The sequence below is a fragment of the Acinetobacter sp. AYS6 genome, assembly GCF_025630795.1.
Lineage (GTDB): Bacteria > Pseudomonadota > Gammaproteobacteria > Pseudomonadales > Moraxellaceae > Acinetobacter.
This window is the reverse complement of the sequence record NZ_JAOTNV010000005.1, coordinates 448,485-470,818: the sequence shown is the minus strand read 5'-3', so window position 1 is coordinate 470,818 and position 22,334 is coordinate 448,485. Positions and strand designations below refer to the sequence as shown.

20 protein-coding genes are annotated in these 22,334 nt (G+C 34.9%); 10 read left to right on the top strand and 10 right to left on the bottom strand.

The window, feature by feature from the left end; genetic code table 11:
- Positions 1-185 precede the first annotated feature (185 nt).
- Positions 186-635, bottom strand: a complete 450-nt coding sequence (locus tag OD757_RS06935; protein WP_263031344.1) for an SRPBCC family protein — start codon at positions 633-635, stop codon at positions 186-188.
- Between the two features lie 295 nt (positions 636-930).
- Between OD757_RS06935 and OD757_RS06930 the strand changes: the two genes are divergently transcribed.
- Positions 931-2,013, top strand: a complete 1,083-nt coding sequence (locus OD757_RS06930) for a saccharopine dehydrogenase family protein (RefSeq protein ID WP_263031343.1) — start codon at positions 931-933, stop codon at positions 2,011-2,013.
- A 126-nt stretch (positions 2,014-2,139) separates the two neighbouring features.
- Here OD757_RS06930 and OD757_RS06925 read toward each other — a convergent pair whose 3' ends face one another.
- Positions 2,140-2,640 (bottom strand): GNAT family N-acetyltransferase, encoded by a 501-nt coding sequence (locus OD757_RS06925; RefSeq protein WP_263031342.1) that lies wholly within the window; start codon positions 2,638-2,640, stop codon positions 2,140-2,142.
- A gap of 104 nt (positions 2,641-2,744) precedes the next feature.
- Complete coding sequence (locus OD757_RS06920) at positions 2,745-2,990, bottom strand: hypothetical protein (protein WP_263031341.1); 246 nt, start codon at positions 2,988-2,990, stop codon at positions 2,745-2,747.
- A 99-nt stretch (positions 2,991-3,089) separates the two neighbouring features.
- Between OD757_RS06920 and OD757_RS06915 the strand changes: the two genes are divergently transcribed.
- Positions 3,090-3,554, top strand: a complete 465-nt coding sequence (locus OD757_RS06915; protein ID WP_263031340.1) for a hypothetical protein — start codon at positions 3,090-3,092, stop codon at positions 3,552-3,554.
- Here the strand turns inward: OD757_RS06915 and OD757_RS06910 are convergent.
- A complete protein-coding gene (locus tag OD757_RS06910) occupies positions 3,540-6,275 on the bottom strand; it encodes a UvrD-helicase domain-containing protein (RefSeq protein WP_263031339.1) in 2,736 nt (911 codons plus the stop codon). The genes OD757_RS06915 and OD757_RS06910 overlap by 15 nt on opposite strands.
- A gap of 435 nt (positions 6,276-6,710) precedes the next feature.
- Positions 6,711-6,911, bottom strand: a complete 201-nt coding sequence (locus OD757_RS06905) for a hypothetical protein (RefSeq protein WP_263031338.1) — start codon at positions 6,909-6,911, stop codon at positions 6,711-6,713.
- 199 nt (positions 6,912-7,110) lie between these two features.
- Here OD757_RS06905 and OD757_RS06900 point away from each other — a divergent pair, with 199 nt between their 5' ends.
- The 4 genes from OD757_RS06900 (at position 7,111) to OD757_RS18300 (ending at position 11,878) form a co-directional block, all read left to right on the top strand.
- A complete protein-coding gene (locus OD757_RS06900) occupies positions 7,111-7,389 on the top strand; it encodes a hypothetical protein (protein ID WP_263031337.1) in 279 nt (92 codons plus the stop codon).
- Positions 7,379-8,275: a nucleotide-binding protein gene (locus tag OD757_RS06895; protein ID WP_263031336.1), complete on the top strand. Its 897-nt coding sequence runs from the start codon at positions 7,379-7,381 to the stop codon at positions 8,273-8,275. Before OD757_RS06900 ends, OD757_RS06895 begins: the two co-directional genes overlap by 11 nt.
- Before the next feature lie 82 nt (positions 8,276-8,357).
- Complete coding sequence (locus tag OD757_RS06890) at positions 8,358-11,006, top strand: hypothetical protein (protein ID WP_263031335.1); 2,649 nt, start codon at positions 8,358-8,360, stop codon at positions 11,004-11,006.
- Positions 11,007-11,185: 179 nt separating this feature from the next.
- Complete coding sequence (locus OD757_RS18300) at positions 11,186-11,878, top strand: plasmid fertility inhibition factor family protein (RefSeq protein ID WP_411267182.1); 693 nt, start codon at positions 11,186-11,188, stop codon at positions 11,876-11,878.
- Positions 11,879-11,951: 73 nt separating this feature from the next.
- Here OD757_RS18300 and OD757_RS06880 read toward each other — a convergent pair whose 3' ends face one another.
- Positions 11,952-13,268, bottom strand: a complete 1,317-nt coding sequence (locus OD757_RS06880) for a tyrosine-type recombinase/integrase (protein ID WP_263031333.1) — start codon at positions 13,266-13,268, stop codon at positions 11,952-11,954.
- 562 nt (positions 13,269-13,830) lie between these two features.
- Positions 13,831-14,736 (bottom strand): LysR family transcriptional regulator, encoded by a 906-nt coding sequence (locus tag OD757_RS06875; RefSeq protein WP_263031332.1) that lies wholly within the window; start codon positions 14,734-14,736, stop codon positions 13,831-13,833.
- Between the two features lie 249 nt (positions 14,737-14,985).
- Between OD757_RS06875 and OD757_RS06870 the strand changes: the two genes are divergently transcribed.
- From OD757_RS06870 to OD757_RS06860, 3 genes are read left to right on the top strand one after another with little or no spacing between them, the layout of a single operon-like run.
- A complete protein-coding gene (locus tag OD757_RS06870) occupies positions 14,986-16,284 on the top strand; it encodes a CitMHS family transporter (protein WP_148746009.1) in 1,299 nt (432 codons plus the stop codon).
- Between the two features lie 12 nt (positions 16,285-16,296).
- Entirely contained in the window at positions 16,297-17,649 is a 1,353-nt protein-coding gene (locus OD757_RS06865) for an acyclic terpene utilization AtuA family protein (RefSeq protein WP_263031331.1), read from the top strand.
- 5 nt (positions 17,650-17,654) lie between these two features.
- Positions 17,655-17,975: a hypothetical protein gene (locus OD757_RS06860; protein ID WP_263031330.1), complete on the top strand. Its 321-nt coding sequence runs from the start codon at positions 17,655-17,657 to the stop codon at positions 17,973-17,975.
- 254 nt (positions 17,976-18,229) lie between these two features.
- On the opposite strand, the gene OD757_RS06855 is transcribed toward OD757_RS06860, so the two are convergent.
- From OD757_RS06855 to OD757_RS06845, 3 genes are all read right to left on the bottom strand, one after another.
- Positions 18,230-18,589 carry a RidA family protein gene (locus tag OD757_RS06855; RefSeq protein WP_263031329.1) on the bottom strand — a complete coding sequence of 120 codons (360 nt, stop codon included), beginning with the start codon at positions 18,587-18,589 and terminating at the stop codon, positions 18,230-18,232.
- Between the two features lies 1 nt (position 18,590).
- Complete coding sequence (locus OD757_RS06850) at positions 18,591-19,832, bottom strand: D-amino acid dehydrogenase (RefSeq protein WP_263031328.1); 1,242 nt, start codon at positions 19,830-19,832, stop codon at positions 18,591-18,593.
- An 80-nt stretch (positions 19,833-19,912) separates the two neighbouring features.
- Positions 19,913-20,791, bottom strand: coding sequence for a LysR family transcriptional regulator (locus OD757_RS06845; RefSeq protein ID WP_263031327.1), 879 nt, complete (start codon positions 20,789-20,791; stop codon positions 19,913-19,915).
- Positions 20,792-20,906: 115 nt separating this feature from the next.
- Here OD757_RS06845 and OD757_RS06840 point away from each other — a divergent pair, with 115 nt between their 5' ends.
- Entirely contained in the window at positions 20,907-22,334 is a 1,428-nt protein-coding gene (locus tag OD757_RS06840; protein WP_263031326.1) for a gluconate:proton symporter, read from the top strand.

The following is a 22,334-nucleotide window of genomic DNA, read 5'->3' as shown; positions in this document are numbered from 1 at the left end:
TTTTTTAAAGGTTTAGTAGAGAATCCATTATTTATTAGCTATAAATCATAAACAAAACTTACTTTAATAAAGGGATGCGAAATTTAAAGAAAAACAAGTGTCAAAATTATGACTGGCACTGTACCAATTACACATCAGCATAGTGCCAACTATGATAATCAAAGTTTAAGTCTTGAATAGCTGCATTAGCGTCGAGCAGCTAGCGCACGGCGCTCAACATTGCGTAGAACTAAACGAAAAGAAATACCGAAAACAACTCCAAAAGCAGAGTCAATCAGCTTGCTTGGACCGGGCAGTTGAACTCCAAATCTCGTAGTCCATGTGACTTTAGTGCCTTCAGGGATTTCTATAAAATCGACTTGCCCGTACTCGTGTTTTGCCTGAGGTCGAGAAGAGAGGATGCGATATTCCATACGGTTCGGACGATTAAATACTGTAATTTCCTCACGTAGCCAGATTTGTCCACAGTCCAACTCTCGGATTGCACCAAGTCCATTTTTTTCTGTATTGCCATGACGTGTAAGTACGCAGGAACGAACACCAAAAACCTGAGAAAGTTTTTCATGATCGGTAAATGCCTCAAATACATCCTCAATCGGCGCTTTGATTATTTTTGTGACGGTTAGGGTATGCATGGTATTCCTTTTATTAGATTGTAGGTCGAAAGCCATTAATCAAGTGAAGAACGGGTGAACGTATTTATGCAGTTGTCCGGTATGCTAACCTTAGCCTAAGGAAAGACTCATTTCGGTCTTAACATAATACTTTTCATCACGGTTCTTCTCGAAATTCTCAATCCATTCTAAGTAGGACTTCGGTTACTTTACAAGTTCTTTTTTTGAACTTAATATGTTTTTTATTCCTCACGTAATAAACGGATCGAGGACCTAGAAAATAATCATAATGATAATACTGATGAAGGACTATGCCATGAATACAGACCAGCCGCCGAGCACTGCTTGGCTCATTTACGGTGCCAATGGTTACACAGGCCGCCTAATCGCACGTGAAGCAGTCAAGCGTGGTCTGCGTCCTATATTGGCTGGCAGATCGAATGAAAATTTGGAGTCGTTGGCTCGGGAGCTTGATCTGCCTGTACGAGTCTTCAAATTAGATGATCAACAGATGATCGTTTCCGCGCTTCAGGATGTCAGTTTGGTATTGAATTGTGCGGGCCCGTTTTCTGCGACAGCTCAGGCAATGATTCAGGGATGTTTACAAGCGAAAGTGCACTATCTGGATGTGACTGGTGAGATAGACGTCTTCGAAAAAGCTCAGATGCAGCATGCCGCGGCTCAGGTCGCTGGTATCGTTATTTGTTGTGGCGTTGGTTTTGATGTTACACCAACGGATTGTGTTGCTGCTATGTTGAAGCAGGCTATGCCGGACGCTAGTCATCTGGCTTTAGGCTTCAAGACTTCTTCTCCACCATCACCTGGGACAAGCAAAACGGTAATCGAAAGCTTGGCACTCGGGGGAATGGTTCGTAAGAAAGGTATCATTCATCAGGTTTCTCAAGCATGGGATGTTCGCAAGATAGATTTTGGTACTGGTCCTGAGTCGGCTATGACCATTGCTTGGGGGGATGTATCTACTGCTTATTGGACAACTTCAATACCAAATATTGCCGTTTATGTTCCTGTGCCTGCGGGTGCTGGAACGATGATTCGTTTAATAGGTTCTCGTCTTGGCTGGTTGTGGCGGCGTCAGTCAGTCATTACTTTGCTAAATACACTGGTCGATAAGTACGTATCTGGGCCCGATGAGACTACACGTACACAACATCCTATGCAGGTCTGGGGTGAGGTGACTAACACACGGGGTGAGTGCAAAACGGCTTGGCTGCAAACTGCTAATGGCTATGATGTCACGATTAACAGCGCACTTGGCATAGTCCAGTATCTGCTAGATAAGCCATTTTCCCATAAGGGTTATTTCACGCCATCGCAACTGATGGGAACAGACTTCATTTCGACTCTGCCGGGTTCGAGTTCAATTTGTATCCAGACATGAGTATTAATAGCCGATTTTTATAGTTACAAGTGCAATTTGCCTATTTTCTTCTGGTTATTGTAGTCTTTATGATGATTTTTATAACGAATTTAAAAGCTTCAGAACATCTAATTGTTGATCTAAGTGTTATACGAGACAGGCTTTTGCCTGTTTCAGAAGCTCATATTCTTGAATGGACTTTTTCAGTTGATCAATTGGAAGATAGAACTCATCTTTGAAACCTAATTTTTTCATAAAAGCTTGGCAATCTGGGTTTGGACGTTCTACTTCTAAATATTCATATCCAAATTTTTCCCCAAAAATGCAGAGCTCTTTTAGCAATGCAGTTCCATAACCCTGCTTCTGTTTCTTAAATCCGATACGAGCAACAACAATATATTTTTTATCTTGGTGTTCAGCAAAGGCATATTCCCCGAACCTTAGATAAAGATCAATTAAACTTTTATTCAATGCAACAGTCACGTTTGTTTGCGGCTTTTTTTGTCTTAATTGCATAGATGAAATTCTCATTCTTGAATATCCGAATTGTTCTGTGGCAAATCTTCGGATTAAACATGAGATTTCATTTTGTTCTTCAAGCCCAATGAGCCCATCTTCTTCTGATTGCTGAAGTGATTCTGTATTCATTTTACTCCAAAAACGGTAATTTTAATAATTAGGTAAGGTATATAAGGCTTTACTATTTAGTTTATACGGGGATTTCAAAGAGTTGAATGTAGTGGAGTAAAATTTCAATCATAGACAATAGTAAATTTTTCATTAGTTCTTGGATGAATAAAAGTTTTTTCACCGTATGAAAAATCTATAACCTCATTTTCATCATTGATACTTAATATGTCTAAAGCCCAAATAGCTTTCCTTTTTAATTCCACTTCATCAGGTCTGTATTCTGAAAAAATAGTAATGTTCACAACTTTTCCAGTTGGTGAGTGTGCTTTTAAATTAAGAATATATCTAGGCGAAAACTTTTCTTTCATTAGTAAATAGCATTAAAAAGATCAAAATAATTTTACCTAATTGAATCATAATGCTCTAATAAGTTATTGTAAGAATATTTTTTATTTGAAAATAGATTTATGTCGATCATTAACATAAAAAAGGATGTCCTCGAATTTCTACATGGATTTTATAAAATTGACAAAGACGATTTTTATTCTGAAGTATTGTCTTTATTTCCTAGAGCATGCTGTGAATATTCTTCAAGGTTGTTGGCTCGATTTCTGATAGAGGAGAAAGGTTACGATATTACAGATATTTTAATGATAAAAGGGCAGTCTATCGTAGATGTAGGTCAATTACATTTATGGCTTAACGTGAGTGGTGTTATTGTGGATATAACTTCAGGGCAATTTAAGGTAGCTGAAAATCCAATAATAATTGATGCACCAAGCTCTTGGCATCATAAAACTTTCTACGAATTGGAAACATATAGTCCTTCATTAGACTTCAAAAATTATGTTGATGATTTTGGTGAACTAACCTTAGAAAAGGATTATTTAATGATAGTTCAACACACTTGTCAGAATTCAACGTTTCTTTAAACTCTTAGTGTAATCGCAAGTTGGATAGCGATCACACCCCAAAAAATTACCAAATTTTCCTGTCTTTTTACATAAACGACCTTCTTCACATTTTGGACATAGCCATTCAGGTGGTATATCACTGTTGATTGGTTTATGTTCATCCTGTGGTATATAGATAAATTCTTTAAAATTCTGCTCTTTAATGATTTCCTCAAGGAATACTGAATTACGTTCACCAATAAGAAAGACTTTTTCTTTTGCACGAGTCAGGGCGACATAAAACAGGCGACGTTCCTCAGCAAAAGCATGTGTCTCTGGTTGTGGTAATACTATATTTAATAATGGATCATCTTCTTTTTCTGAAGGGAAGGCACTGTTACCACTGTTTAATCCGACGAGAATGACATAGTCTGCCTGTAAGCCTTTGGAAGAGTGAATTGTTTTAAACTCAATGCGACAATTTTTAAGAAATGGCAAAAGATTATCTAAATTCGGTTTATTGTGGTTATAGCGACCTAAAATATAAATAGATTTTTTACCTTCAGAGTTTGTATTAGCATTATTGATTTCTGTAAGTGTCTTAAATAGGTATTCATGAATCTCTTGTGTCTTTGTTAAAAAGCTTATCTCAACAACTTTATTACTTGTCTTATCAATGGCATTCACTACTTTTTGAAGCTGAGATTTATTTTTTTGGATAAAACCACTGGCTACATTGGCAATACCCTGATTTGAACGGAATGTTTGGGTCAGCTGTGTCTGCTTAGTAGGGCCAAAGACTTTTTCGAATTGAGTAAAAATACTGATATCTGAGCCTGCAAAACGATATATGGCTTGCCAGTCATCTCCAACGCAAAACAATTTTGCTTCAGGCACCTGATTCAATAAGGAAAGAATGAGTCTAGCTCTAGCCTGTGAAGTATCTTGGAACTCATCCACGATAATCAGCTTAAAAGGACTTTTGTATTTGTTTTCATTTATTAGTTGAGCAGATTCAATCAGTAAGTCATCAAAGTCATATTCTTTATTAGTTTTTAATAACTGGTCGTATTGTTGATAAACTTTGGAAAATAGTTCTAAAAAAAGGCTTTCCCGTAGGCTGAGTAGAGGTCTGGCTAATAAATCGGCCATATTGGCTTGATTAGACTTAAAATGGTTTAAAAAACTACCATAAAGCTCATTGGTCCCATATTCAAAGATGGACTGTGCTTTAGAGTTGATCTCTGCAAGACTACGAGGTCTAAATTCTTGTCCTCGTGATTTAAGCTCTTGTTCCAATTTTTCAAAAATTGAACCAGTAATAAACTCATGGAAGGTTGTAGTGATTAAATCAGTTTTATATTGTTTATGGATTCCTGATTTCCATTTCATGTCATCCAGATACTTTTGCCCAAAGTGTGCAGGTGGCTTACCATATTGATCTATAGCGTAGTGTTCAAGATATAGATTTATTTCAGGTAGGTAAAAATCGGGTTTATATTGGCGGTGGTTTTCATCAGCTGTATCATGTTCATAATTTTTTTCATAATGATAGGGAACTCCTTGACTGTATAACCAGTTTGCTATGGCTTTTTCACCATGTGACTTAACGATTTCTCCTTGATAAGTTTCAAAGCCATCCTTGAATCTATCAAATGATCGTTTTTGTGCTTTTTCCCAATCATTTCTGGTTTTAAAAGCGAAGGGGGATAAAGGTGGTCTTAAATAAGCAGTTTTAAATAAAAGATACTTTTCTTGAAATTCTAGATCAGTTTCAGTCAAATTTTGAATAATTCTATTTAATAGTGGCTGAATCCTCACTGCATCTTCAGAAACTGAAGGGCTTTTACCTGTTGCTCTACCAATTACCTTGACACCAAATTTATGAAAATTAAGGGCTTCAACACCAGTATTAAATTGAGTGAGAATATCTTTTAATCTAAGGTTAATACGTTCATTGAGTTCTTCTCCTGCATTTTTATTGAATGCGAGGACTAGAATCTCCTCAGGTTTGTAGAGCCCAGTTAATAAGGCATAGCCCACTTTACCAACAATCGTTGAAGTTTTTCCAGAACCTGCAGCTGCAACCAATAGATTGCGATCCTCAAAGATGATAGAGGAAATGCGCTGTTCATTAGTTAGAGGGGTACTTTCCACCTGATCAAAAAAACTTTTAAATGTTTTTAACTCGCTTTCAACAAAACTTTTATTTTTAGCGTCAATGGCGTAGTTTGCTTTGATTGGCAATTCAATAAATTGTCGAAGTTGTTCAAACAGATTTTGTAGATCAGCCTCAAATGCAAAAGAGCTATCTCGTTCTATGAGATTGCTAAACTTTTCTACAAAAGCTTTTACTCTCTCTGTTAAGTCTGATCTAAATAGACTACATAGGCGATGAGATAAGTAAATATTTTGTTGGATAAAATTTTGATACTCTTTTAAAAAGGGCTTTAGTATTTCCTTAATTGTATCCGCATTTTTCTTATTATTTAGAAACTCAATATCATCTAGTAGATTTGATTTTAGAATTTTAGCCTGTGAATTGAAAACACCTTTAAATACATAATTTTGTTCTATAGTTGATAGAGTAATAGATGACCAAATCCAGCCGCTTCGAATATTTACATCAAGTATTTCATCCAAAGTAAGGTAAGTGATTTGTTTATTGACGTCTAGCTTTAATTTTGGAAATGTGTAGCTTAATTCCCAGTTGGCAGAACCCGTAAAAATATAGCTAAGTAGACTGGGTTTTAAATCCATAATTAACTTTTAGAATTTTGCTCATAAAAAATGAGGTTGTATATTAGTATGTTTCTAATAATAAATCATAATGAATTTTCAATATGTAGCTATCGAGAGTGAGAAATATTTTAGCCTAAAAGAATTTTCTAGTATTATATTAAATATTCACACTCTGAATTTGATATTTAAAATTAGAAACCAAAAACCTTAACTTGCTGATTTAGAATACTCCAGATTCCCAAAAAATAAAGGAAAACAAAAGAAAAGCCGATTAGGGAAATTGCAAGAAATCGGGAAAAGTAGATTAAAGTATCAATCCAAGAATTTTTAGCTAAAGACCAAATAATTTTAGTGGTAGATTTGAGCTCTTTCTCATTTAGATTATGAATAGTTTTTTCTTCTTTTAGACATCCCAGTAAATATTCACGATAATCTTGATAAAGGATAGTAACATTACATATAGCTAAGTACATTGACCAAAATAATATAAAGGTTCCAAAAAAAAAATAAAATAATATATTGATAAGTTTCAATATTTTTTATTGTTTCAGCACGGTAAAGTACTAGTAAAGCCAAACCACCAATTAAAACTATGGCTGCAATATTACGAGCAAAAGCCAGTAAGCGCTCATTCATTTGATTATTAAATAACATAAATAATTTAACCTCTAATCTGTGAATTAATAGACTAATTTGTTTAAAGTTGAATAAGAAGGGGGAAATAAAGTGCAGCGACAATTTATGTCTTAGGTGATGTTTTGAGAGGTGTATATTTTTTATTCTCATGTACAATAAATTTTTAGTTATCAACTAGAAGTTGATCACATTAAAGATTATGAAAAAGAGGGCTTTTATGAAAGGATTAGGTAGTCTATCAAAGAGTTTAGAAGAGTTAGGGCAGTTTACATCTGAGTTGGATGGAGAGTTAGGCACATTAAATTTTAATCCTTTTGATGCTGAAAGTATTGAGCAAGCTATAGTGAGCATGGAAAGTTGGATAGATGAGCGTAGTGGAAATTATCCCAATAACTCAATGATTAAGGACATTTCTGTTGAATTAAAATCTACTTATAGACAAGCCATACTCGACAAAGCTTCAGAAGTAAGACTTAAAGGTAATAATGACGAATAGCATCTTTAGAAAAATTGATAATACCCTTTTAGATCTTCAAGCTTCTCATCTTCAAACATATGAAAATGAACTTAAAAAGTTAGCGAGATTATTAAAAGATGAGTCTTTGGAAGCAAAAAATGCAGAATTGATAAAAGATATTGATTTAGAAAATTTTCTGCAAAACAGCGAAAAAACTCAAGGCAGTATGGTTGGTTCTGCCAGACTAGAGTGGCCTGATAACGATATACAGGTATTAGGATTAAAATATTTATTAATACAAAAATTTGGAAATGAAGAGAATTTTGCTCTTAATTTTAGTTATATGTATTATAGTTCTGGTCGGAGAATTATTGATCATATTCATGCTTTAGTACGTAATTTAATCATTCCTTTTATAAGAGATTATAAGCAATATATTAATTCATTAGTTCAACCTAGCCTTGAAGTAAAAATACCAATGTCAAATAAGAAAGTATTCATTGTGCATGGACATGATGAAAATACCTTAAATAAAGTTGCACGTTTGATTGAGAAACTGGGATTAGAAGCTATTATCTTGCATGAGCAAGCAAATAGAGGAAAGACGATTGTAGAAAAGATTGAAGCGAATTCTGATGTTGGATTTGCCGTTGTGCTACTTACTCCTGATGATATTGGAAAAGCACATTCAGCAGATGAGTTTTTACCCCGAGCACGTCAGAATGTCATACTAGAATTGGGATATTTCATGGGGAAAATTGGACGTGAACGAGTATGTGCACTTAAAACAGATGATCTAGAAATTCCTTCTGATTATATTGGGGTTGTATGGACTAATCTCGATTCAGCAGGCGCATGGAAATTTCTTTTAGCGAAAGAACTTAAAGAAGTTGGATATGATATAGATATATCAAAATTATTGTAGTTATAGCTTATTTATGTATGATTACATTGAAAATTTAATTTTATTAGTTCTATAAGGATTATATAGAATTTTTGGAAGACACATGGTTAAATCATTAAAAGAATTATTGTCATATTCAGAATATGATTTGTCAGCAGAAGAATATTTTAATTCTAGTATTGAACGTGAAGGGGATCTACTTTTATTAAAAAAGGAGTTCCAGAAAGCTGTTGAGCAATATAGTAATATTTCTGATTTTAATATAAATATAGCTGAAAAATATGCATGGTGTTTATACCATCTTGAATGTTGGTCTGACCTCGTAAATACGCTTGAGCATTATCCGATAGATGAGCTTTCAGAATTGGCGAAAACTATTCTAGCTATTGGTTTAATGGAAGGTTGGAATAGAAGTTATAGTATTACTGAAGAAGTACGTCTTAAAGCTCAAAAATTATTAGACCAAGTAATTGCTTCTGATACAGTTCCTCGTTTTGCTGTTTATGCAAGATGCGATCTTTGGTTTACAAGAAATGATGAAATAATAAAAGCTAAATTAGCCTCTAATATGGTGAAGAAAATTCCAGATAGTTTTTATTTTAGAAAGTATGTCGCAAAGCAGCGTAAACATTTATTAATGAGTGATCATGATGCTTTGATTTGTTTGCAAGAGGGATTTACTTATAATGAAGAATATGCGGGAGATAGTTATCTTTGGTTGATAGTAGAATTAGCTATATCTGTTTGTGATTATGATTTAGCCTTGAAGACTTTAAGAACTTTAGAAACAAACATTACATCTACAGATAATAATATTGATGTACTTATAATTATTAAAATTACTACGGCTTGGATACTCTATTTACAGGGAAGTATTGAAGAAGCAGTGCATATTCTAGAGACTATATTACTTCGAAAATCGTATACAGAAAATTATTCTAATCAATTGGTTAGCCAAGCTTTTCTTTATTTAATTGATATTAATCTTCGCTCTAAAGATATTAATGCAATTAAACATACGGTAGAAAAATTCTTTGATGTAATGAATGTGACACCTGAGAATATTCAAGAGATAGCAGAAAGTTCTGAATTGCTTGGACCATTCTGGTTTACTGATGGAGAGCTAATTGCTTTAGAGCCAATCTATTTTGAATATAACGAGGAGTTGTTAAAGCAAGCTCTCTCTGATAAAAAGTTAGGATTAATACTTTGGTTTTTTGTTCTTCGAGAACGGCTTTCTGGTTTTGACTCAGATCAAAAGGTTGACCGTATTTTAAAAGCAGCAAATTTAGTACAGCATCCAGCACTTGATAGCATATTAGTTACAGACTGTTATATGGAAGCGGAGCCGATTCCTTGGCGCCTTATAGGTGAAGCATGGACACGTTCAAGTTTATATTTATTTGATTTACATGGTTCCAGTTTATTATCAAATTCGCCGTTAGAAGATGTAGAAAAGTTTAATAAGAAAAATATTACTGATTTTGCTAAAGGTATGCTTATAGCTTTAGAAAGTGTTAATCAATTTGTGGGAGTACATGAAATATTTTCAATAGGATTGCGACAACAGTTACTTGATCGAGAAATGAATGACTTATTTTTGAAGCTAGCTAGGGCTGTTGCTAGTATTGACTCATGCCAATCAAGTTGGTTTGATCACGCATTAGGTGAGCAAAGAACAGGCGATAAATTAACGGCAATTAGATTGTATTGGAATGTTTTAGAAGCAGAAAAATTACATTTTTCAGCATTATTTAATCTTTTATTACTATATACCAATTATCCTGATGCTGAAAAGGTCAATGAAATTGCTCATATTATTGAAAATTCAGAAGAAACTGATTTTTCTCCTGAACAACTCACTAAACTTGAAAGTATTTTATCTAAAGCAAAAGATGCACTTAAACCAAGTCCTGAAGCAATACGTGCTGCGGCAGTCGAGCGTACATTATTGAAATGGAGTAGTATTGTAAGTATTTGTCCTGAGATAGATAAAATAGAATTAAATGATGCTTTAGCACTATTGATGTTATTACGAGTGTCTCCATCAATTAGTAAAACATTTGTATTGGATAGCTTAGATAAAGGTATTCAACCTTTTACTCCAACATTATATCATCGAAAGCTATTATTTAGTCTTTTAAATAATCAATATATAGCCCTAGATCATAGTTCACCATCTTCAGCATTTATTGTGGAGGATGGAGAAGTAGTTAGCTATTATTTAGGGAAAATGAGATGGCGCATCTCTAATGATATATTATATCTTGCAAAGAAAATTGAACAAATTGCACGTTCTAAAGATTGGCCTCACTGCTGGTATGAGCAAGTTTATAATTTAGCTAAAGAATTAGCGGTTGAAGAATGTATTGCTTATTTTAATTATTTAGCTGATGAACGAAACTTCCCAGAACCAGACCCTGAAAAGACAAAGTTGCTTTTTGACGGGTTATTAGTCGATTTTTCAGTGAGTCAGTGTTATTACTTAAGCTATCTTTCTGCTCAAGCTGCTTCTGATTATAAACAAAAGCTTCCTGTAAGTACTGCGCAGGCAGCTAACGTTATGATTTTACGGTGTCAACAAAAGGCGGATCGAGCTCGTAATGAAAAATGGGAGGTTAAGCGTTATAGCAGACCTCGTGATATTACAAGATCATCCATGAGTGAAGTTCTACATGATATTTTTACTGGTTTAGGTGAAAAAGCTTTTAGTGATCCATTGGGAACATTGAACTTTCCTTTAGTTGAATAGAAGCAATTAATACTCTTTCAACCTTGTAAAAAGTTTAAGATTAGGAGTGTAGTCTATTTTAGGAAATCTTTATCCCAGACAGTATATTCTGCTTTTTATATATGTAATTAGCACACTTGATTAAGCTATGTTTTTTTACTTCTTTGTTGATTTACAAAAAAGTGAGGAATATAAATTAAATTTTTAATAGTAGACTAAATCATAGCCAAGAGTTTCAGGGGAGAAAAATTATATCATTTTCAGTTTTTATTAAAGAATATAAACGGTTACGTGAATTATTTAGACTTTCAAGACAAGCGCGTACGCATATTGTACCATCTGTTAGTTTCTATAAGGGTATAAGAGATGGGGTTGCTTATTGGGATATAGAGACAGAGAAAAATAAAATTAGTGTCTTTTACACACTTTATGGCGTAAATGTTAATTCTAAAAAAGACAACTATATTGTTCATGTTGATTCATTTCTATTTTATAAAAAATGGTTAGAAGACACGGTAGTTAGTAAGCGTAATAGATCAACTAATTGTCTAATTAAGGAGGAAATGCATTTAGATGAAAAATTTTATAAAGCAGCGAATATATTGGAAAAAGTGGGTTGTGTAGTTCCACTAGCCAAAGTAACAATCACAAAGGTGTATGGTAAAGAGAGGATATTTTTTAATGATGGTGTAACTAGAACTCTCTGGTTATTATTTAATAATGCAGTGTCATTTCCAATTTGTGTAAATGGAAAGGATAATGCATACAAATTACATCATTTTGTAGGTATAGGTGATGCACCTATTTCATGTCAAAATTTATTGAATTCAGTTAATGATGAATATGAAAAATTTCTAAAAAATAGAGTTGAAATTGAGAAATTTAACATTTGAGTATCTTATCAAATTCTGTTTTTATAAATGTTTAGCTGAAAATGATTGATTTTTGCTTATAAATGCTTCTACCTTAAATGGTAGAAGCATTTATATTTATACAATTTTTTTCTGCATGTAGATTACAAAATTTAGCCCACTCCTCCATTAATCCTTTACGTTTTTCTAGGTAAGCTCCACGTAAATAAGCTGCCTCCACTTCATCTGGCAGTTTATGAGCTAATACATGTTCACAGACTTCACGAGGGTAATCTGTTTTATCTGCTGACCAATCACGGAAAGTTGAACGGAAACCATGTGTTGTGATCACTCGATTTTGCTTAGGATCAATATAGCCAATACCATCTTCTTTAAACTTCTGCTCATGCATGCGCTTGATCAGTGCAGTCAAGGACATATCAGAAAGCATTTCACCACTACGTGGTGTAGGAAAAATAAAGTCATCTGGTTGAGGATGGGTTTCTTGATAAAGTTTTTCAAGTAATCTAATGGCCACTTGTGATAAAGGAACTCGATGTTCTTTATCCGCTTTCATTCGTTCTTTTGGAATAATCCAGATCTTATTTTTAAAATCGATTTCTTTCCATAAAGCCCCAAATACTTCACCTGAACGACAAGCAGTTAAAATTGCAAATTCTAATGCTTTAGAAGAAATACCTTTTTTCTGTCTTAAATGCTGGATAAATTCAGCTACCTGTTCATAAGGTAAAGAGGGATGCGGACGTGATTCTTGTTTTAAATTACCAAGAATGGGTTCAAGGTTGCCTTTCCATGCGGCTGGATTATCTCCAACAAAATATTCCATAGCCTTAGCATAATCGAAAATAGTTTCTATTCGACCACGAACCCGTTTTGCCGTTTCATGTATTCCGATCCAGATTGGTTCAAGTGCTGTAACAATATCTGCTTTGGTAATAGATCCAATCACGCGATCACCTAAGACCGGGTAGATATAGGTTTCTAAACTAGATGACCATTGTGCAATATGTTTTTCATTTTTAAGTTCTAGTGTTTTCTTTTCAATTACAATCTTGGCGCATTCACGGAAAGTCTTCTCGCGATGTTGTTGAAGAAGTAAAGCCTCGCGTTGTTCCTGTTTATGTCGGATAGGATCAATCCCGTTTCGGATTTGCAATCTTAATTCAGTCGCTTTCGCTCGTGCTTCAGCTAAAGAAACTTCAGGGTAGGGGCCAAGACCAATATCACGGCGATGAGGCTTTAGTTTCCCATCTTTATCTAAGCGTTTGCCTACAACAGCACGTAAAATCCATACACGAGAATTACCTTCTACATTCAAACATAGACCATCAACACCCCCTACAGAATGTCGCCCAGTCGCTTTAATTCTCGATACACTGAGTGCTGAAAGCTCTTTGGATTTTTTTGGCATATAACTTTTTACCCCACAACTTACCCCACAAAGAATATTGGAAAGAGCTAGATTGTGCAAGATGGTGTTGGATTGCTTTTATTTTAACTTGATGAACTATATAATTATTTTGTATTTTGTTGGACAGTATAAGACAGATGTTAGACGGACACCGCTTCCGCCAAATATCTTAAAGGGAATCAAACGAATAGTTTGATTCCCTTTTTCTTTGTCAAAATTTTGGCTCTATTCAAGGTTTTAACAATCTCTTCTATAAACATAAAAAACAACAAATTTACTTTTAGCTTACCAATCTTTGATTTTCAGTGAATTCGAATGTACCAAAATGCAATAAGCCTGCATAAAGCTATTGTTCAACAGGAATCTAGGAGAATAAGGAAAATAAAATTATGACTTAGGAAATAAAAGCTTTAATGGATCTGATCTTATTTTAATGTATAAAACGCTTTAAACTTTAACTCGATTTTTATTTACATTTAAATGGGGCGATAGAGTTTTTTTAACTACAACCGAGCGAGAACGGAGCTAGAAATAAGTAAAATTTTAATAAGGGTTAATCAATTTAGCTCATATTTTGAAAATTATTTAGAACAATTCTCATAAATTTTTCAGTAATAAGAGATTGATGTGTAGATTTGAGTTTAATCAAATTAATCGTTCGACTAAAAGGAAAATCAATAATTTTTCGTTTAATTACTTTATTCTCATATAGTGATAGTGGAGTAGATTCGGGTAAAACAGCGATGCCAATATGGGAACTAACGAGCCCTATAGCAGTAGTTAAATATCTGACTTCACATGCGACATCAATATTTTCAATTGATAAATTAATATTTTCAAGAGCACGATTAAACGTCTTATACACGCTACTTCCAGGCATAGTAATAATTTGAGGAAACGATATGACATCCCTAAAATAGATTTGTTCTTTGAATTGTAGATCATGGCCCTCGGTAAAAAAGACTAAGAGTTCATCATCAAATAAGCGATAAAAAGCCAAGTGAGGATCAACAGTCTCAATAGTACCAATACCAATATCAGCTACAGCAGATTTGACAGCCCCATGAATTTCATTTGCATTCAAATCATGTACAACAATTTTGACTAAAGGGAATTCTTTTTTAAACTCTTGAATCCAGTGTGGTAGGAGTGAACTCGCAATAGTCGGTAGAACAGCAATATTAATTGTTCCCAATACATGTTCGGAAATATTTTGACTGAGTTCCAGTGCATGCTCATATTCTAATAATACTGTTTTCAGAGGAATGATCATTTGTTGTCCCTCTGGGGTAATTTTGACGCTATGACGAGTTCTATCAAATAACTTTAAATGAAGTTCATCTTCTAGTTGCTGAATTTGTAGAGTAAGCGTTGAAGGCGATATGCATAAACGATTAGCAGCTCGTGCAAAATTTTTGAGTTCAGCGACAGTGAGAAATGCTCTAATGTGCCTTAATCCTTGTTTCATGACTACATTCCATTGTTCAGAAATTTTAAATTAATAGGCTTGCGAAAGCTCAAAGATACATTATTTATTTTTTAAAGTTAAATTTTCTTCAATTTAACGCTCATATCTCAGAAAAAATCATGGTTCTAAGATACTTTTCTATTCTATATTCAGAAAAATCGAATACTAAATTTGAATAATATTGATTCAGTGAAAGTATAAAAACACATAGGATAAAAGTGAAAATAGGAGCTAATAAAAGGGAATATTATGTTAGCAGGATTAGGATTAATCACGATTATTCTATTATTTGTCAGTATTTTGACAAAAAAGTTATCACCATTAATTGCATTAATTACCATTCCAATCATAGCTTCACTGCTTGGTGGCTTTGGATTAGAAACCAGTAAATTTATTATTTCAGGAATTAAAAATATTGCCCCAATGGCAGGGATGTTTGTCTTTGCTATTTTATTTTTTGGCATCATGACTGATGCTGGAATGCTTGACCCAATTATTAACCGTATATTGAAAACTGTTGGTTTAAAGCCAGCGAGAATTACTGTGGGAACTGCGCTTCTCGCTTTAATTATTCATTTAGATGGTTCAGGGGCGGTGGCATTTCTTATTACGATTCCTGCAATGCTGCCGTTGTATGATAAGTTGGGAATGGATCGACGGGTGTTAGCCTGTGTAGCATCTTTGGCTTGTGGGGTTAATTTTTTACCTTGGACTGGGCCAGTCATTCGTGCTTCTGCCTCCTTAAATATTCCAGTTACAGAAATTTTTACACCTTTAATCTGGGTCCAGATAATAGGTTTGATCTTTACATTTACTGTAGCTTATCTATTAGGAAAAAAAGAAGAAAAACGTCTTGGATTAAAAAATCTTTCCGGTGATTCTGATTTCTTAACATATGACATTGATGAACAAAGTCAGGCTTTGCGTCGTCCACATCGTTTTTGGCCGAATGTTCTCATTACAATTTTTGTTTTAGGAGTAATGATCAGCGGCAAAATTGATCCAGTCGTAATGTTTATGGTTGGTGTAGTTGCTGCTTTGCTCATTAATTACCCTGATATCAATGAGCAGCGACAACGTATTGATGCACATGCAAAGGCTGCCTTAAGCATGGTAAGCATTTTATTGGCAGCCGGCGTGTTTACAGGTGTGATGACAGGAACGGGCATGTTGAAAGAAATGTCCCAACATGCAGTAAATTTTATTCCACCAAGTGCTGGGCAGCATATTCCATTTGCTTTAGGCATTGTGGCAATGCCACTGTCTTTATTATTTGATCCTGACTCTTTTTATTTTGGAGTATTGCCAGTTATTGCGCATACCGCAAGTGCATTTGGTATTGAACCCGTACAAGTTGCACAGGCCGCAATTTTGGGTCAAATGACTACAGGATTTCCAGTGAGTCCATTAACACCAGCAACATTTCTTATTGTTGGGTTATGTAAGTTAGATTTGGCAGATCATCAAAAATATACGATTCCATATTTATTTGCAGCTTCTGTAATTATGACAATTGCTGCGGCTGTATTTGGCGTATTTCCATTTTAAAGGCGTAATATTATGAATACTCTAAATAAAATTCGTATAGGTAGTGGTGCAGGTTATGCAGGAGATCGAGTTGAGCCTGCTATTGAATTAGCCGAAAAAGGTAACCTGGATTATCTGGTATTTGAATGTTTGGCTGAAAGAACGATTGCCTTAGCTAATCAAGCTAAACTTAAAAATCCAAATGATGGTTATGATGTTTTATTGGAAAAACGTTTCCGTGGTGTATTGCCATTTATTCAAGACAAAAAAGGTAAAACTAGATTTAAGATCATTAGTAATATGGGAGCAGCAAACCCTGTCGCTGCAATCCAAAAAATTCGGGAAATATTAACAGAGCTTAATGTTGCTGGTATCAAGGTTGCAGCTGTAATAGGTGATGATGTATTGACTGAGCTCAATGATCAATCTCTGATTCTTGATAATGGTCTAAGTGCTGGGCAATTGTCTTCACAGATAGTTTCGGCAAATGCTTATTTAGGAGTTGATGGAATTTTAGAAGCACTTGCACAAGATGCAGATATTATTATTACTGGGCGAGTAGCCGATCCATCCTTATTTCTTGCGCCGTTAATCCATGAGTTTCATTGGTCAAATACTGATTGGGATAAATTAGGGAAAGGCACATTAATTGGTCATTTACTTGAATGTGCAGGGCAAGTCACAGGTGGATATTTTGCAGATCCTGGAGTTAAGGATGTGCCAAACCTAGACCGTTTAGGTTTTCCGATTGCTGAAGTTGATAGTCAAGGACAAGCTGTAATAACCAAAGTTGAAGGTTCTGGTGGTTTAGTGAGTGAAGCCACATGTAAAGAGCAGCTGTTATATGAAATTCATCAACCTAATGCTTATAAGACTCCTGATGTAACAGCTGATTTTTCTAATGTCTATTTTGAACAAATTGGACCAGATCAAGTTGCTGTTTATGGTGGGACGGGTTATGAAAAACCTCAAAATCTTAAAGTTACGGTGGGTTTTTTTGATGGTTTTATTGGTGAGGGACAAATCTCTTATGGTGGACCAAATGCTAAAGCACGAACAAAACTTGCTAGAGATATTGTCCTTAGCCGTTTAAAACAAACTAATGTTAAGTTCGATGAAATTCGAGCGGATATGATAGGTGTAGATTCTTTGTTTGGTGACTGTTCTCCTCAAGAAATACAAAATCCTTGGGAAGTACGATTACGCGTAGCCGCACGCTGCCAGCAAAAACATGATGCAGTGGCTGTGGCTAATGAAGTTGAATCTTTATATACCAATGGACCTTATGGCGGCGGCGGTGCAGTAAAAAGTGTAAAAGAGGTACTGGCTGTTACATCAACTTTTTTATCTCGTGATCGAGTTCAAGTTCAAGTTATTATGGGATGAAAAATATGAAATTATATGAAATTGCACACAGCCGTACTGGAGATAAAGGCGACAGTTCCAATATTTCAGTTATTGCATATGATGCACAGAATTATGATGATTTATGTGCAATTTTAACTACCGATCTAATTGCTAAACAATTACAACCAGCCTTACAACATTTTTTGGTAGATGAGTTCAGTATTGAGCGATATGAACTTCCTAGAATTGGAGCTTTAAATTTTGTGATTCGGGGAGTCTTAAAAGGAGGTGTTACTCGTTCATTGTCGTTGGATGCCCATGGTAAATCTTTATGTTCTGCCATTTTAAACATAGATTTAAAATGAGAATTAAAAGTCTAAAGCAGGCCTGAGTCTCTATAAATAAATTATGATATGGAGAAATACAGGCTTTTCTTTGACAGAAAATTTGGCACAAATAGTAAAATCTAAAAGATTCTATTGAGATTTAATTGATTGATAAATAATCAAGTAAACTTTTATAGAATCTATTGGAAAGTATTTTAGTGAGTTCGAATCTCACTGCTTCCACCAAGTTCGAAAAGCCCGTGTGAAAGCAGAGGCTTTATTTAAAGCAAATATCATTTGACACTCGCCGTAACCATTACTTCTACTAATACTTGCGGACGAGCTAAATCTGCTTGAAGTGCTGCACGCGCTGGCGCTGTGCCCTCTGGTAACCATGCTTCCCAACATTCATTGAATATTGCGAAATCTTCGGCAATATTTTTAATCCAGATTTGTGCAGTCAAAATACGGCTTTTATCACTACCGGCTTGCTCCAGTAATGCATCAATTTTTGCTAGAACTTCTAAAGTTTGTTGCTTGGCATCAGCATCTAAAGTTGTTGGAACTTGACCAGAAACATAGACTAAACCGTTATGAAGGACACAACCTGATAAACGTGCATTCGTATCAATACGTTGAATATCATGACTCATTTTATTTCTCCAGAGATAAACCATTTAATATAATTGGCGAGGTTGCTTGGCTAATTAATTGACTAATGACCATGGCACAACCAGCAGCCAATGTGAAACCTAAACTACCTTGGCCAATATTTGCCCATAAATTTAAATATTTCGTGCGACCCAAAATGGGTAAACCTGTAGGAGTGGATGGACGTAAACCACTCCATTCTTGTGCAGTATTTACACCTAATAAATCGGGAAATGTTTTTCGTACCGTATCTTTCAATGCATTTATACGTTCTTTTCGGATGTAGATATCTTGATAGCCAATATCGACCATTGCGGCAATACGAAGTTGATTTCCCAATTTTGCATATACAATCTTATTTGCATAATCGGTCACACTCATATTGGGTACAATATTGGCTTTTTCTGGAAATGGTAAAGTTAAGCTATATCCTTTTAATGGATAAACTGGGACTGAAATACCCACCATATTAAAAATTGCGGTACTGCCATTACCAGCAGCAACGACAAATTCATCTGCTTCTATGCGCCCTTGATTTGTTTCAATTGCAGTAATTTTATTATTTTCCACAAAAAAATCTGTCACTTCATGGGTGTACAAGCAACTGAATTTATTACTCTTTTCTAGTGTTTTATACAACGCTAAACAAAATTTGTAGCAATCTGCTGTTTCATCATCAGGTGTATAAATTGAACCTACTAAAGTAGATTCAATACCTTTCAATGCAGGTTCAAGTTGAACTGTTTCTTGTGGTGACAGTACCTTTTGTACAATTGGATCTATCCCAGAGATTGCTTTTTTAAAAGTTTTTTCATCACGATGAATAATCATTTTTCCCGATTTTACCCAGTCAAAATTATCAATTTCATCACGCCATTTAGACATAATACTTTGACTATATAGGGATAACCGTAAAATATGATTTCCATTCACAATGTTGTCTTTGCGATTACATGCCATGAGGAACTGGAATAACCAAGACCATTGGAAAGGTGAGCAATTCAATTTAAAGTTTAAAGGCGAATGGGCTTTTCCTAACCATTGCAGCGCCTGAAATGGCACGCCTGCATCTGCTAAAGGTGCAACATAGCGATAACTGAGTTGACCACCATTTGCAAAACTTGTCTGGCAACCAATCTGGTCATTCGCTTCCACTATTGTAACTTTATGACCTGCTTGAATAAGTGCATAGGCTGTACTTAAACCAATGACCCCACCACCTATGACAACGACATGTTTTTTCATTCTTCCATGCTATATTTCCAAAGCTCATTTGTATTAAAGAAGAAGATAAAAGGTTAAACAAATGAGTTTTTACATAGTACTCATAACTTTTGGTTAATAGATGGCGTCATGAAAGCAACTTCTCTCTTAATCAATTCAATAAAATCTTCTGTCGCTTTGGTCGTACTGACATTGGCATTTTTTAAAATATAAATTGTGGTAAACAAACTTGGTTTTATTTCGTGAATCATATGATTTGGTAAGGAGTGTGCAGCAGTATAAATATCTGTAATGCTACATCCTAAGCCTTCGCGTACCAGTTCGCTCGCCATATAATAGGTTTGTACATTCACAATACTTTTATTAAATGTTCTGTACTTTTTTACAACTTGCATGAGGGAATCTGAGTAGGGTTGAATCCACCTGTTTTCATCAATTGAATGAATATCTTTATTTGAATCAATAGGCTGAGAATCAATATAAACCAGAGGAATTTCCAGCACAGGCGTGGCAATAATGCCATGCTGAGTATGGGGCTGGAATGTTACCGCAATATCAATTTCACGTCTTAATAATTTTTGCTCTAATGCTTGAGTATGATCTGTACCAATATTGACAAAAACATCCGGGTATTTTTTTAGAAATTTTGCAGTTAACTTGGGGATGAGACTCAAACCTAAACTGGGTAAACATCCGAGTGTGATTTGACCTTGAGTATTTCTTGCTAAATTATCCGTTAACTTATTTAATTCATTTATTTTTTCATAAATTGGCTTAATTTCATCAAATAAAACATAGGCTTCTTTAGTGGGCTGTAATTTCCCTTTGACCCGTTTAAATAGAGCAAAACCAAGCCGTTGTTCTGCATGTTTTAGTAATTTACTTGCCGCAGGCTGTGAAATGCATAACGATGATGCTGCCTCTGTAAGTGAACCAAAAAGCATGACTAAATAGAATATTTCTAGGTGTCTAAGATTCATAAATGAGAACATAACTAATAGTTATAGGTAATCTATTAGAATTCATTATTTAATGTCAATGAACCCTTGTAAATTGGTGAGAAATTCAATGCCCAATGATCAAGGAGTGATACATATGTCAGTTGAGCAATCTTCTATAACAATACCTAATATAAGGACACCTAAAAATATTGCCCTTATCGTCATTATTATTTTTAGCTTTGCTTTAGCATTTTATGCAAAAGGCCTACCAATAGAGGAGGTCGGTTTAATTGGATTATTGCCCATTTTTGCCTTGGCGCTCTTAACTGTTATTGGTCTCGATATAGTTCTTGCAGTTATTATAGCTATTGTCATTAGCGTGATAATGACATCCACCAGTGTATTTGAATTAGGTGGAATTCTTGCCAAGTCTACGGGCTCATTTATTGCGACTGTAGGTCTTATTATTATGTTAGGTGCTGGGGTCGGTGAAGTCGCTAACCGAACAGGTGCAGCGAAAGAATTGGTCAAATTTATTGTCAATAAAGTGGGGCTTTCAAGTATTCCTCGCGTCAAACTTGGCATCATGATTTCATCAGTTGTTATTTGTGGTTCATTGGGCACTATGGCAGGAGGTAATGCCATTATTGTTGCTGTCATTATTCCAATTGCCGCAGCTGTTGGTTTAACGCCGCCCACCGTTGCATTACTTTTGATGACAGCTGGTTCTGTCGGTCTTTTTATAGGACCTTTTACACCAAGTACTGTGACTATTTTGGAGTTGGGTGGCTTAACTTACCCGCAATACTTAAGTGCTTGTGCCATCCCTATGAGTGTTGTCACACTTCTTACAGGTTGGTTCATGTCTGGCTATATCCAGAAGTGGACTTTTGGAAAATATACCTACAATGAAAATTTCTTAGAACCTTCTGAAAAAATAGAAAGTGCCTCTGAATTGAAAAGAAGTAAACGCGCAGCGATTGTATTTATTGGCACAATTATCGTGATGGCAATTCTTGGAATTATTTTTAAAGCCGGTTTTAGTTTTGCAATTATTGTGATGCTCACTGTTGCCACATTAACTGGGTTAGTTGCGGGTTTTAGCCCTAAACAAATTTTGGAAGCACTTTATGAGGGATGCGGTAAATTAGTTTGGATGTTTATTCTTTATTGGTTATACAATCCAATTTTAGTTCTTGTTGAAAAACTCAATGCGTACCAAACACTGTTAGATAATGCGACACCGTATTTGGTCGACTTAAGTCCTGCTATGCTGTGTTTTGGTATTTTCTTATTTAATATCGTGGGGCATATACCAGGGGCAGCTGTTGCACAAATGACTTTTACCAATAAAATTTTTGGACCCATTTTACTGGCAAATGGCGTTCCACCTGTTGCGGTTACAGCAGTTTTATTATCAAGTTCCCAAGTAGACTGGTTTGGTCCTTTCCCATCTTCTGATATGTTTGGTCAAATGGGCTTAGCACGTTCAAGTCAACTGAAATACATGCTATATGGTGGTTGGGCGATAGTTATCGCAAATATTCTACTCTTTGCAGTATTGTTTCAGATTTTGAATTAG

What these genes read in the sequence shown, in the direction of transcription:
- OD757_RS06840 (WP_263031326.1), top strand. Translation starts at nt 20,907, where the DNA reads ATGTCAGTTGAGCAATCTTCTATAACAATACCTAATATAAGGACACCT.
- OD757_RS06905 (WP_263031338.1), bottom strand. Translation starts at nt 6,911, where the DNA reads ATGTTATTTAATAATCAAATGAATGAGCGCTTACTGGCTTTTGCTCGT.
- OD757_RS06920 (WP_263031341.1), bottom strand. Translation starts at nt 2,990, where the DNA reads ATGAAAGAAAAGTTTTCGCCTAGATATATTCTTAATTTAAAAGCACAC.
- OD757_RS06860 (WP_263031330.1), top strand. Translation starts at nt 17,655, where the DNA reads ATGAAATTATATGAAATTGCACACAGCCGTACTGGAGATAAAGGCGAC.
- OD757_RS06925 (WP_263031342.1), bottom strand. Translation starts at nt 2,640, where the DNA reads ATGAATACAGAATCACTTCAGCAATCAGAAGAAGATGGGCTCATTGGG.
- OD757_RS06855 (WP_263031329.1), bottom strand. Translation starts at nt 18,589, where the DNA reads ATGAGTCATGATATTCAACGTATTGATACGAATGCACGTTTATCAGGT.
- OD757_RS06935 (WP_263031344.1), bottom strand. Translation starts at nt 635, where the DNA reads ATGCATACCCTAACCGTCACAAAAATAATCAAAGCGCCGATTGAGGAT.
- OD757_RS06910 (WP_263031339.1), bottom strand. Translation starts at nt 6,275, where the DNA reads ATGGATTTAAAACCCAGTCTACTTAGCTATATTTTTACGGGTTCTGCC.
- OD757_RS06845 (WP_263031327.1), bottom strand. Translation starts at nt 20,791, where the DNA reads ATGAATCTTAGACACCTAGAAATATTCTATTTAGTCATGCTTTTTGGT.
- OD757_RS06900 (WP_263031337.1), top strand. Translation starts at nt 7,111, where the DNA reads ATGAAAGGATTAGGTAGTCTATCAAAGAGTTTAGAAGAGTTAGGGCAG.
- OD757_RS06870 (WP_148746009.1), top strand. Translation starts at nt 14,986, where the DNA reads ATGTTAGCAGGATTAGGATTAATCACGATTATTCTATTATTTGTCAGT.
- OD757_RS06930 (WP_263031343.1), top strand. Translation starts at nt 931, where the DNA reads ATGAATACAGACCAGCCGCCGAGCACTGCTTGGCTCATTTACGGTGCC.
- OD757_RS06890 (WP_263031335.1), top strand. Translation starts at nt 8,358, where the DNA reads ATGGTTAAATCATTAAAAGAATTATTGTCATATTCAGAATATGATTTG.
- OD757_RS06880 (WP_263031333.1), bottom strand. Translation starts at nt 13,268, where the DNA reads ATGCCAAAAAAATCCAAAGAGCTTTCAGCACTCAGTGTATCGAGAATT.
- OD757_RS06915 (WP_263031340.1), top strand. Translation starts at nt 3,090, where the DNA reads ATGTCGATCATTAACATAAAAAAGGATGTCCTCGAATTTCTACATGGA.
- OD757_RS06875 (WP_263031332.1), bottom strand. Translation starts at nt 14,736, where the DNA reads ATGAAACAAGGATTAAGGCACATTAGAGCATTTCTCACTGTCGCTGAA.
- OD757_RS06865 (WP_263031331.1), top strand. Translation starts at nt 16,297, where the DNA reads ATGAATACTCTAAATAAAATTCGTATAGGTAGTGGTGCAGGTTATGCA.
- OD757_RS06850 (WP_263031328.1), bottom strand. Translation starts at nt 19,832, where the DNA reads ATGAAAAAACATGTCGTTGTCATAGGTGGTGGGGTCATTGGTTTAAGT.
- OD757_RS06895 (WP_263031336.1), top strand. Translation starts at nt 7,379, where the DNA reads ATGACGAATAGCATCTTTAGAAAAATTGATAATACCCTTTTAGATCTT.